An 11,476-nucleotide genomic window follows, 5' to 3' on the forward strand; every position below is an offset into this window, starting at 1 on the left:
GTCTTTCCCGTCGGTTCAGGGATGTTCAGGAATCGAGGTCGTCGGCGTAGCGACGGAAGCCGTGGCGGTCGACGTGCAGGGACCACAGCGTGTCCGCCAGCACGGCAGGGTCCTTCCGGTGGTGCCCCGGGATGATCGCACCGGGAATGATCAGCTGGCCGACGTGGATGCCCTCGGCGGCGAGCGTGTCGTGCAGCAGATGACCGTATGCGCTCTCGGCGGCGAACGCGATGGACGTGCCCGCCCGGTCGGGGTGCGGGATCGCCGCGGTGCCGCCGTTGACGAACAGGATCGTGCCGCGGCCGAGGGCGCGCATGTCGGGCAGCACATGCTGTACGGCGGTGACCGGCCCGTAGACGGAGAACTCGACGGGCCCGGTCAGGTCCGCGGCTGTGGTCCGAAGCACCGGCTGCATGAAGTCGGCACGGGGAACGGGGCTGTACTGCAGGATCTCGATCGGCCCGAGTGTGGTGTGCGCCGCATCCAGCGCGGCCTGGAGGGACTTGGTGTCGTGCACGTCGGCGGAGAAGCCGCGCGCCGTGACGTCCTCGTCGGCCAGGTTGGCGGCGAGGGCGTCGAGCCTGGCCTGATCGCGGGCGATGAGCGCGACCTCGTGGCCCTCGCGGCCGAAGCGGCGGGCGACAGCGGCGCCGAGGCCGGGTCCCGCTCCGACGATGGCGATGGTGGTCATGGAGTGTCCGTTTCCGGGAGGGCCCCGTACGGGGGCGTCGGGGGAACAGCCCCCGTACGGGTGCTTTCAGGCGCGGGCCGTGGTTCAGGCCAGCGTCGTGGTGTCGATGACGAAGCGGTAGCGGACGTCGGAGGCGAGGACGCGGTCGTACGCCTCGTTGATCTGTTCGGCGCCGATGACCTCGACCTCGGCGCCGATGCCGTGCTCGCCGGCGAAGTCGAGCATCTCCTGGGTCTCCGGCAGCCCGCCGATGAGGGAGCCGGCGAAGGTGCGGCCCTTCATCAGCAGGGAGAAGACGTTGACCGACAGCGGCTCGGCCGGGGCGCCGACGTTGACCAGGGCACCATCGACGGCCAGCAGGCCGAGGAAGGCGTCCAAGTCGATCTTGGCGCTGACCGTGTTGATGATGAGGTCGAACGTGCCGGCCAGCTTCTCGAAGGTCTCCGGGTCGCTCGTGGCGTAGTAGTGGTCGGCGCCGAGCTTCTTGCCGTCATCCTGCTTCTTGAGCGACTGCGAGAGCACAGTGACCTCGGCGCCCAGGGCGTTGGCGAACTTGACGGCCATATGGCCGAGCCCGCCGAAGCCGATGACGGCGACCTTCTTGCCGGGACCGGCGCCGAAGCGCTTGAGCGGCGAGTAGGTGGTGATGCCGGCGCACAGCAGCGGGGCCGCGTTGGCCAGGTCCACGCTGTCGGGCAGCTTCAGGACGAAGTCCTGGTCCACCGTCATGCGCGTGGAGTAGCCGCCCTGCGTGAACTGGCCGTACTTGTCGGTGTCGCCGAAGGTGAGGGTGCCGCCATCCTTGACGCAGAACTGCTCGCGCCCAGCCTGGCAGTAGTCACACTCGCGGCAGGAGTCGACCAGGCAGCCGACGCCGACCTTGTCGCCGACGGCGTACTTGGTGACCTCGGAGCCGATCTCGGCGACCACACCGGCGATCTCGTGGCCGGGCACGACCGGGTAGACCTGCTCGCCCCACTCACTGCGGGCGTGGTGGATGTCGGAGTGGCAGATGCCGCAGTACTTGATGTCGATAAGGACGTCACGCGGGCCGACCTCGCGCCGCTCGATCATCATCGGGGAGAGCGGTTCGGTCGCGGACGTGGCGGCGTACGCGTTTGCGGTAAGCACAGTTCTCCTGTGGGGGTTGGGTTTTCTTGATGACCGGCGGCGCGGCCGGAGCCGGTCGCCGGAGTCTGCGGGAGGCCGTTAATTCAGCGGGGGTCGAGCCGCATGGTCGTGGAGCTCGCCGTGTCGCTGGTGATGGCCTGGATGATGGACGGGGCGTAGTGCCCGTACTTGCGGCGGTAGGCGGCGTCGACGACTTCGTTGATCTCGTCTGCGTCGGTCTCGTCGGCGAGGTCGAGGAAGGCGACGTCCTTGGTGACACCCCCGGCCTCGATGCAACCCTCGTGGCGGCCGCGAGTGCCGCGGTACCAGTCGGAGCCGGGCCCGTGGACGGACCGGACGTAGATCTCGTCGCCGACGCGGACCACCCAGATGGTGCGCCAACTGCTCAGCGTGCCGCTGGAGTGCAGGGACGCGATGTCCAGTTCCTCGGCGTGCTCGATGCGGTCGAGTTCGTCGTCCGTCCAGGTCGTGGTGGTGGTCATGGGTGGTGCTCCTTGCGTGATGTTCAGCGGGTGGTCACCGCTGCGGGGCGGGCCTGAGCAGCAGGCTGGCCGCGGTGGTGAGGAGGACCAAGCCGGCGGCGGTCAGCAGGCTGGTGCGCAGTCCGTGGAAGAAGGTCGCGTGCTGGGCCACCAGGGCGCCGAACACGGCCACGGCCAGGGCGCCGCCGATCTGGCGGGCGGTGTTCAGGACGCCGCTGGCGGTGCCGGCGCGCTCGGCCGGGACGCGGTCGAGGAGGAGTGAGGTCACGGCCGGTACGGCGAGGCCGCCGCCCGTGCCGACCGGGATCATCAGCAGCACCATCAGCCAGGTGGGCGCCGACGCCTGCGGGACACAGAGCAGTACGAGGCCCGCCGTCATGGCGAGCTGCCCGGTGATGATGGGCATGCGCGGGCCGAACTTCCGGGCGCACCAGGCGGCCGTGGGGCTGACGAAGGCGGTCAGCAGGGTCATCGGCAGGAAGGCCAGCCCGGTGGCCAGCGGCGACAGGCCGTGCTCCTGCTGGAGGTACAGGCTGAGCAGGAAGATCATGCCGTAGAAGCCGACGTTGAGGGCGAAGCCGATCGACGCTGAGATCGCCATCGTGCGCTCGCGGAGCAGCGGCAGCGGCACCATCGGGTTCTGGCCACGGGCCTGCGCCATGAGGAAGGCCGCGCCCGCGACCACGGCGACCAGCAATGCCACCAGGACCCGGGGAGCGGTCAGCCCGACCGCGCCGGCCTCGATCGCGGCGTACGTCAGACCGCCCATGGCCGCCACCGCGGTGAGCTGGCCGGTCCAGTCGAACGGGGTGTCCGCGCGGCGCGGGGAGCGGAGAGTGTGGGCCAGCAGAAACAGGGCCAGCACGCCCACCGGCAGGTTGACGAAGAAGATCATCCGCCAGCTGATCTCACTGAGCACGCCGCCCAGTACCGGGCCCGCCGCGGCACCCACCGAGCCGCCCATCGCCCACACCGAGATCGCCCGCGCCCGCTGCGCGGAGTCGGGGAACGCCTCGCGGATCAGCGCCAGCGAGGCCGGCACGATCACCGCGGCGCCCGCACCCTGCACCAGCCGGGCCACGACCAGCACACCCAGGTTCGGTGCGAAGCCGCAGGCCGCCGAGGCGGCGGTGAACACCACGAGCCCCGCCCCGAACGCCTGTCGCGCGCCGATCCGGTCGGTCACGGACCCCGCCGACAGGAGCAGTGCGGCGAACATCAGCGTGTAGCCGTCGACCACCCACTGCAGCCCGGTGATGCCGCTGTCGAAGTCTCGGCCGATCTCGGGCAGCGCGACGTTGACGATCAGGGCGTCGAGCGTCATCACGAAGAAGCCGAGCAGCGCGGCCGCCAGCGCCCAGCGGGCGCCGGTACCGTCTGCACGGCTGTTCTCGGTGCCGGCCGATGACCGGGTGGACGCGACGGGACTGGACACGGATGTCTCTCCTGTGAGCGCGGTGGACAGATGGTTTTCCCTGGCGGGGTCCAGCCTGCTCGGCCCGCGCGAGCGGCGGCAGGCCGTGTTGTGCCGGGGAGCGGTGTTCCGGGGTGTGACAGGGCCCCCCACGTTCTGCTCGTCCCGGGCACAGACTTGCAACAGGTGGCCTGCCACACTGGGCGCATGGCACGTGAGCAACAGGGCGGCAGCAACGGCAGTGAACTGGGACGCTTCCTGCGCGCCCACCGCACCCGGGTGACCCCGGAGGAAGCGGGGGTGCCGATCGGTCCCGGCCTGCGCCGCACCCCCGGCCTGCGCCGCGAGGAGCTGGCCACCCTGGCGGGAGTCAGCATCGACTACTACTCGCGCCTGGAACGCGGCAAGGAGACCAACCCCAGCCCGTCCGTCGTCGACGCCCTCGCCCGTGCCCTGCGACTGGACAAGGCCGAGCACGAGCACCTGCGCGACCTCGTCGCCTGCGCCGCGCGCAGCACCGTGGCGGCGCCCCCGGGCGAGGCGGGCCGGTCCGTACGCTCCGGTGTGCACTTGCTCCTGGACAACCAGCGGCCCTGCCCGGCGTACGTGGTCAGCCGGACGATGGACATCATCGCCTGCAACCCGAGCGGGCTGCGGCTGTTCGCGGGCATGGGCGACTGGCCCGAGAGCCAGCGGAATGTGGTGCGCTACGTCTTCCTCCATCCGCAGGCGCAGACACTCTTCAGTGACTGGGACGAGCAGATCCGCGCCTGTGTGGGCCGCCTGCGCGCCCTGGCCGGCATCGAGCCGGACGCGCCGGACCTGGCCGAGCTGGTCGGTGAACTCCACTCCAAGAGCGAGGAGTTCGCCGACCTGTGGGAGCGCTACGACGTGCGCTGGCACACCCACGGCAGCAAGACCTTCCACCACCCCGAGGTCGGTGACATCACGCCCGGCTACCAGTCGATGCAGATCGAGGGAACGCCCGGCCAGCGGTTCATCGCCTACTTCGCCGAACCGGGCACCCCTGACCACGACAGGCTGGTCCTGCTAGACATGGCCGTGGCCGAGAAGTCGCCGACGTCCTCGTAGCGGGCCCGTGTTCAGCGAGTGCGGCGGCCGAAGGTGTCGAGCCGGATGCTCTCCGGGTCGGGGCCGCTGCGCAGTCCGGTGTCGAGGGCGTCGATCGCGGTGACCTCTTCCGGAGTGAGGGAGAAGTCGAAGACGTCGAAGTTCTCCGCGATGCGGTGGGCCTTGACCGACTTCGGGATCGCGCACAGGCCGTGCTCGATGTGCCAGCGCAGCACCACCTGGGCCGCCGTCTTGCCGTACTTGGCGGCGAGATCGGTGACGACTGGCTCCTCCAGGGCGCTTCGGCCGCCGTTCGGGGCGTGTTGCCAGTAGCGGGTGATGCCGCCGATCGGCGACCACGCCTGGGTGGTGATGCCCAACTTCTCGTGCACCTCGCGCAGTTCGCGCTGGATGAAGTACGGGTGCAGCTCGACCTGGTTGACGGCGGGCACCACCTCGGTGCTGTCCATGAGCGTGCGCAGCAGCCCGGGTGTGTGGTTGGAGACGCCGATCGCCCGCACCCGTCCGTCGGCCAGCAGCTTCTCGGCGGCCTTGTACGCGGCCACCCACGGCTCCGGCTCCAGCGGGACCGGCTGGTGCAGAAGGTACAGGTCCAGGTACTCCAGGCCGAGGTTGGCGAGGCTGGTGTCGAAGGCGCGCAGGGCGGAGTCGTAGCCGTAGTCGTCCAGCCACAGCTTGGTGGTGACGAAGACGTCGTCGCGGTCGACGCCGGAGCGACGGATGCCCTCGCCGACCTTCGTCTCGTTGCCGTAGGCGGCTGCGGTGTCGATCAGGCGGTAGCCGTCCTTGAGGGCGGCCTCGACGGCCGGAACGGTCTCCTCCGGCGGGCTCTGGTAGACACCGAGGCCGAGGGCGGGCATCTCGACGCCGTTGTTGAGCTTCAGCAGGGGTGCGGGTGTGGTCATGATGTTCCTTCGGTGCGGGGGTGGTTCACGGCTGGACGAGGACCTTCAGCGCTGTGCGGTCGGCCATCGCGCGGTAGCCGTCGGGGATGCCATCGATGCTGACGGTGTGGTTGAAGACCCGGCCCGGCTCGACCGAGCCGTCGAGGATGTCGGGCAGCAGTTCCTCGATGTAGGCGCGGGCGGGGGCGGCGCCGCCGGTGACGGTGAGGTTGCCCATCATCGCGTCGAAGCCCAGCGGGATGGAGGAGTACTGGGCGACGCCGAGGCGGCTGACGACACCGCCGTGGCGGACGATGCCGAGCGCGTTGTCCATGGTCTGTTCGGTGCCGACGGCCTCGACGACCGCGTGGGTGCCGTCGCCTCCGGTCAGCTCCCTCACGCGCTCGACGCCTTCTTCGCCGCGCTCGGGGACGACATCGGTGGCGCCGAAGTCCCGGCCGAGGTCGGTGCGGTCCTTGTGGCGGCCCATGAGGATGATCTCCTCGGCCCCGAGCCGCTTGGCGGCCAGCACCGCGCACAGTCCGACCGCGCCGTCACCGATCACGGTGACGGACTTGCTCGACGAGCTTCGGCGCGAAGTCGCCGATCAGTTTCTGGGCGGGAGTCGGTTCCTCCGCCATGGGTGGTGCTCCTTTGATGACCGTGCTCTCGGCGGGCCCGGGTCAGTTGTGGTCGATCATGTCCATGTGGTCCTTGCCGAGGCGGTCACCGATGGCCGGGGTGAGCCGGTCGAGCCTGCTCAGCACGGCAGCGGGCAGCTCGATGCCGTGGGCCGCGGTGTTCTCCTCGACGTGGGCCACACGCCGGGTGCCGGGGATCGGGACGATGTCGTCGCCCTGGGCGAGCAGCCACGCCAGGCACAGCTGGCCCGGCGTGACGCCGGCCTCGTCGGCGATGGCCTTGACCTCGTCGGCGACGCGCAGGTTCTGCCGGAAGAGCGCGGGGTCGTTGAAGCGCGGCATGGTCGCGCGCAGGTCGACCTCGGGGTCGAACCAGTCGGTCGTACGGAAGCCGTTGGCGAGGAAGCCGTGTCCGAGCGGGGCCCACGGCACGAAGCCGATGCCCAGCTCGCGCGTGACGGGGAAGATCTCCTGCTCCGGCTCGCGGAACCACAGGGAGTACTCGGTCTGCACGGCGGCGAGGGGGTGGGTGGCGTGGGCGCGGCGGATGGTGCCGGGGCCGGCCTCGGACAGGCCGAGCGCACGGACCTTGCCCTCGGTGACCAGTTCGGCCATGGCACCGACGGTCTCCTCGATCGGCACGGTGGGGTCGACGCGGTGCTGGTAGAGCAGGTCGACGTAGTCGGTGCCCAGTCGCTTGAGGGAGCCCTCCACCGCGAGCTTCACGTTCTCCGGGCTGCTGTCGAGACCGGCGTCACGCCCCGTGTGCGAGACGAAACCGAACTTCGTCGCCAGGACGACCTGGTCACGGCGGTCCTTCAGAGCCTTGCCCACCAGCTCCTCGTTGAGGAACGGGCCGTACGCCTCGGCCGTGTCGATGAGGGTGACGCCCAGGTCGAGGGCTCGGTGGATGGCGCGGATGCCTTCCTCGTTGTCCGCGTTGGCGCCCGTGTAGAGGGCGTTGATCGGCATGGCGCCCATGCCGATCCGGGAGACGTCCAGGCTGCCCAGCTTGGTGTGCTTCATGGTGTGCTCCGTGTGGCGGGTGCCCGCCGGGTCGGTGTCGCCGGTACCGGAGATCACAGGAAATTGATCTTCAGCTTTCTCCAGCGTGACGGTCACGGGCGCCCGGTGGCAGGCCGCGCTGTGCCGGGGAGTGGCGTTCCGGGGTGTGACAGGGCCCCCCACGCATATGCCAGAGCGGCCGTGGGGCCAGCAGACTGAACGGTATGAAGAGTGAGCAGCACAACGGCACCGAGCTGGGACGCTTCCTGCGTGCCCGCCGGGCCCGGGTGACGCCCGAGGACGTCGGCCTGGCAGCGGGCTCCGGGGTGCGTCGTACGCCTGGGCTGCGCCGTGAGGAGCTGGCCACCCTGGCCGGTATCAGCATCGATTACTACGCCCGCCTGGAGCGGGGCAAGGAAACCCGGCCGAGCCCGTCCGTCGTGGACGCGCTGGCCCGTGCCCTGCAGCTGGGAGAGGAGGAGCACGAGCACCTGCGCAGTCTCGCGACCGTAGCCGCGCGCTCGGCGCCGGAACCTCCCCCAGAGGGGGCACCCCCAGCCGCGCCCAGCCGTACGGTGCGGCCCGGCGTAAAGCTCCTGCTGGAGAACCTGCGCCCCGGCCCGGCCTACGTGGTCAGCCGCAGCAACGACATCCTGGCAACCAACCCCGCGGGCCTGCGGCTGCTAGCGGGGATCGAGGAGTGGCCGGCGAAGCAGCGCAACATCGCGCGCTACGTCTTCCTGCACCCCGCCGCGCGCGACCTGTTCGAGGACTGGCACCACCAGGTCCGCGGCTGCGTGGCGCGCCTGCGGGCGCTGGCCGGCACCGACCCCGACGCCCCCGACCTGGCCCAGCTCGTGGGCGAACTCCTGCTCAAGAGCCCGGACTTCGCGCGCCTGTGGGAGCGCTACGACGTCAAGGGCCGCGCACAGGGCCGCAAGACCTTCCACCACCCCGAGGTCGGCGACCTCACCCTCGGCTATCAGTCCCTCCTCCTGGAAGGCACACCCGGCCACCGTCTGGTCGCCTATTACGCCGAACCCGCCACCCCGGAGCACGACGCCGTGGCCCTGTTGGACCTGCTCGGCCAGGAGCCCGCCACACGCACAGCACCACGCGACACCTCCTCGGACGCCGCCTCCTCTGCGTCCTGAGAGAAACGCTGTGGGGGAGGGCGCCGGCGATCACTGTGGGGGGCCCTGTCGCTCCCCCGAACGGCGCTCCCCGGCACAGCGCGGCCTGCCATCTTGGTCCGCCCTTCCGCAGGCTGGACTCAGGTGCCGCAGGAGCGGTTGGCACGGCTCAGAGGTCCTGTCACCACCTGCGTGGCCTGCGGCCTCACCCGGAACGGCGCCAGGCAAGGGTTCCGGCGCCGGTCAGCCGCCATGAAGGCCCAAGGGAAACGTGGAGTCATGAGCAGGAATACGCAAGAAGTAGTCGTCGTCATCGGCTCCGGCAGCATCGGCCTCGCGATCGCTCGCCGTGTCGGTGCCGGGCGGACCGTTCTGCTCGCCGACCACAGTGAGCAGGCGGCCACCGCCGCCGAACGACTGAGCGGCGAGGGGTACGACGTGACGACCCGCGTCACCGATGTCTTCGAGCAGGGTGCGGTCGAGGCGCTCGCCGACGCGGCCGCCGCTCTCGGGCCGGTGACCCAGGTGGTGCACACCGCCGGTGTCTCTCCCACCCAGGCCACCATCGAGCGGATCCTGCACGTCGACCTGCTGGGCACCGCGTTCGTCCTGGACGCGTTCGCCCGGGTCATCGCCCCCGGTGGCGCCGGCCTCGTGATCGCCAGCATGGCCGGGCACCGGGAGAGCCCCTACGCGCCGGAGATCGAGCGCGCGCTGGCCACCACCGAGACCTCGCAGCTGCTCGCGCTGCCGTTCCTCCAGCCCGACCAAGTGGGTTCCACCGTCCACGCCTACGCGCTCTCCAAGCGGGCCAACTCGCTGCGGGTGCAGACCGCCGCCGTGGCCTGGGGCAAGCGCGGAGCTCGCGTCAACGCCGTCAGCCCCGGCGTCATCATCACGCCACTGGCGCTGGACGAACTGTCCGGACCCCGCGGCGAGTGGTTCGAACAGGTCCGCAAGGTGTCGGCCGCCGGACGCTTCGGCACCTCCGACGAGGTCGCCGACACCGCAGCCTTCCTCCTCGGTCGCCAGGCCGGTTTCATCACCGGCGCGGACCTCCTCATGGACGGCGGCGTGACCGCCGCACTGCGCGCCGGGGAACTGACGATCCCCTGACGGCGGACCAGGAGCCCGGACAGAGCTCCTTCGTCTGACCCATTTATCCGCGCAGGACGCGGAACACCCCCACACCAACCACACCCCGCACCAGCTCAGCAGACGGAGGAATCATGACGACCGCACCCATGACCGTACTGGTCGTCGGCGCGACGGGCAGCATCGGACGGCTCGTCGTGGCCGAGTCGATTGCCCGCGGGCACACCACCCGCGCACTGGTACGTGACGCCGCCAAAGCCGGCCGACAGCTCCCCGGCGAGGCACAGATCGCCGTCGCCGACGTCACCCGGCCCGAGACCCTGTCCAAGGCCGTCGTCGGCGTCGACGCCATCGTGCTGACCCTCGGATCCGACGGCACCGCCCACTCCTCGCCGGAGAGCGTCGACTACGCCGGAGTCCGCAACATCCTGGTGGCTCTCGACGGTCAGCGGCCCCGTATCGCGCTGATGACCTCCATCGGCCTCACCTCACGCAATCCCATCTACGGCCACCTGCTCGACTGGAAGCGCCGCTCCGAGCGCCTGGTCCGCGCCAGCGGCCTCCCGTACACGATCGTGCGGCCGGGCTGGTTCGACATGAACGGCCCCGACCAGCACCGCCCCGTATTCCTCCAGGGGGATACGCGGCGCTCCAGCAGTCCCGCCGACGGCGTCATCTCCCGCGCGCAGATCGCCCAGGTCCTGGTGGCGGCCCTCACCGCCCCCGAGGCGGAGCGCCGCACCTTCGAACTGGTCGCAGAACAGGGCCCGGCCCCCAGCGACATGGGCCCGCTGTTCGCCGCACTGGACCAGGACGCGCCCGGCGCTCTGGACGCTGCCCGGGACGAGGCCAACATGCCGCTGGAGAAGGAGCCGCAGAGGGTCCGCGACGACCTCGAAGCCATCAGGGCACTCGCCGGCGCCTGACGGCCCGCTGCCGGGCACGACGAGAACTTCAGCCCCTGGCACCGCTGGGATTCCTCAGTAAGAGGGGCTGTTCGGAGTGCCGGAACGGAGGGCTGACACCCGCCCCGCCAGCCCTGAACACCGGCGTCACCGTGCGCTGTCCGGCGTCAGCCGCTCCGCGTCGTCCGCGGTTCACAGACCGAGGAGCCGGAGCGCGTCATGGGACGGCGTGCCGGGCTCGGCCATCCACACGACAAGCTGCTGATCGCGGTCGGCGGTGCCGGTGAGCGCGTCCCACCGAAGGGTGAGGTCGCCGACGGTGGGGTGATGCAGGTGCTGGGCGCCGGTCCACTTTCCCGTCACGCGGTCGTCCGCCCACCACCGCCGGAAGTCCTCGTCGCGCACCGACAGTTCACCCACGAGCAGGGCCAGACGCGGGTCGTCCGGCCGGCGCGCCGCCTCCCCTCGCAGGCGGGCCACTACGGCGCGGGCGATGTCCGCCCAGTCCCGGTACAGCGTGCGCATCGCAGGATCGGTGAACACCAGCCGGGCGAAGTTCCGTTCCTTCGAGGGCAGTTGCTCGAAGTCGATGAAGAGCGCGGCGGCCCGTTCGTTCCACGCCAGAATGTCCGTACGGCGCCCCATGACGAGGGCGGGAGCCGTGGTGAGGTCGTCCAGCATCCACCGCAGCTGAGGTTTCACCGTCGGCGCGGCGCTTTCACCGGAACACGTGCCTGCTTTTCCGGTGAGTTCGAAGAGGTGCGCGCGCTGTTCGTGGTCCAGCCGCAGGGCCTGTGCGATGCGTGCCAGGATTGGCGTGGATGCCCGGGCACGCCCTTGCTCGATGCGGTCGTAGTAGCCCACGCTGATCCCTGAGAGCAGTGCCACTTCCTCGCGCCGCAGGCCGGAGATGGCCGTTTCCGGGATGTCAGGACTCCGGCTGAACCTGCGCGTACTCCACTAGGGACGAGTGACATCCGTATCCAGCGACTGCACGTCTGTC

General features: G+C 70.4%; 11 protein-coding genes and 1 pseudogene. 4 read left to right on the forward strand and 8 right to left on the reverse strand.

What is annotated here, in order from left to right; translation table 11 throughout:
* Nucleotides 1–25: 25 nt before the first annotated feature.
* From ACYVO6_RS41010 to ACYVO6_RS41025, 4 genes are all read right to left on the reverse strand, one after another.
* The gene (locus tag ACYVO6_RS41010) at nt 26–691 is read right to left on the reverse strand and encodes an SDR family NAD(P)-dependent oxidoreductase (RefSeq protein WP_461070578.1); all 666 of its coding nucleotides are present in this window, start codon (nt 689–691) and stop codon (nt 26–28) included.
* 84 nt (nt 692–775) lie between these two features.
* A complete protein-coding gene (locus tag ACYVO6_RS41015; RefSeq protein ID WP_461070580.1) occupies nt 776–1,822 on the reverse strand; it encodes an NAD(P)-dependent alcohol dehydrogenase in 1,047 nt (348 codons plus the stop codon).
* 83 nt (nt 1,823–1,905) lie between these two features.
* Nucleotides 1,906–2,304, reverse strand: coding sequence for a DUF2255 family protein (locus ACYVO6_RS41020; protein WP_461070582.1), 399 nt, complete (start codon nt 2,302–2,304; stop codon nt 1,906–1,908).
* A 34-nt stretch (nt 2,305–2,338) separates the two neighbouring features.
* Complete coding sequence (locus ACYVO6_RS41025; RefSeq protein ID WP_461070584.1) at nt 2,339–3,739, reverse strand: MFS transporter; 1,401 nt, start codon at nt 3,737–3,739, stop codon at nt 2,339–2,341.
* A gap of 186 nt (nt 3,740–3,925) precedes the next feature.
* Between ACYVO6_RS41025 and ACYVO6_RS41030 the strand changes: the two genes are divergently transcribed.
* Nucleotides 3,926–4,810 (forward strand): helix-turn-helix transcriptional regulator, encoded by an 885-nt coding sequence (locus ACYVO6_RS41030; RefSeq protein ID WP_461070586.1) that lies wholly within the window; start codon nt 3,926–3,928, stop codon nt 4,808–4,810.
* 11 nt (nt 4,811–4,821) lie between these two features.
* On the opposite strand, the gene ACYVO6_RS41035 is transcribed toward ACYVO6_RS41030, so the two are convergent.
* The 3 genes and pseudogenes from ACYVO6_RS41035 to ACYVO6_RS41045 form a co-directional block, all read right to left on the reverse strand.
* Nucleotides 4,822–5,715, reverse strand: a complete 894-nt coding sequence (locus ACYVO6_RS41035) for an aldo/keto reductase (RefSeq protein ID WP_461070588.1) — start codon at nt 5,713–5,715, stop codon at nt 4,822–4,824.
* 25 nt (nt 5,716–5,740) lie between these two features.
* A pseudogene (locus tag ACYVO6_RS41040) lies at nt 5,741–6,268 on the reverse strand (zinc-binding dehydrogenase); the annotation flags it as partial.
* Between the two features lie 109 nt (nt 6,269–6,377).
* Nucleotides 6,378–7,361 carry an aldo/keto reductase gene (locus tag ACYVO6_RS41045; RefSeq protein ID WP_461070673.1) on the reverse strand — a complete coding sequence of 328 codons (984 nt, stop codon included), beginning with the start codon at nt 7,359–7,361 and terminating at the stop codon, nt 6,378–6,380.
* Between the two features lie 203 nt (nt 7,362–7,564).
* Between ACYVO6_RS41045 and ACYVO6_RS41050 the strand changes: the two genes are divergently transcribed.
* From ACYVO6_RS41050 to ACYVO6_RS41060, 3 genes are all read left to right on the forward strand, one after another.
* Nucleotides 7,565–8,494: a helix-turn-helix transcriptional regulator gene (locus ACYVO6_RS41050; protein WP_461070590.1), complete on the forward strand. Its 930-nt coding sequence runs from the start codon at nt 7,565–7,567 to the stop codon at nt 8,492–8,494.
* 258 nt (nt 8,495–8,752) lie between these two features.
* Nucleotides 8,753–9,589, forward strand: coding sequence for an SDR family oxidoreductase (locus ACYVO6_RS41055; protein ID WP_461070592.1), 837 nt, complete (start codon nt 8,753–8,755; stop codon nt 9,587–9,589).
* Between the two features lie 113 nt (nt 9,590–9,702).
* Nucleotides 9,703–10,494, forward strand: a complete 792-nt coding sequence (locus tag ACYVO6_RS41060) for an SDR family oxidoreductase (protein WP_461070594.1) — start codon at nt 9,703–9,705, stop codon at nt 10,492–10,494.
* 171 nt (nt 10,495–10,665) lie between these two features.
* On the opposite strand, the gene ACYVO6_RS41065 is transcribed toward ACYVO6_RS41060, so the two are convergent.
* The gene (locus ACYVO6_RS41065; RefSeq protein ID WP_461070675.1) at nt 10,666–11,400 is read right to left on the reverse strand and encodes a helix-turn-helix domain-containing protein; all 735 of its coding nucleotides are present in this window, start codon (nt 11,398–11,400) and stop codon (nt 10,666–10,668) included.
* Nucleotides 11,401–11,476: the final 76 nt, after the last annotated feature.

Source organism: Streptomyces pseudoechinosporeus (genome assembly GCF_054783935.1).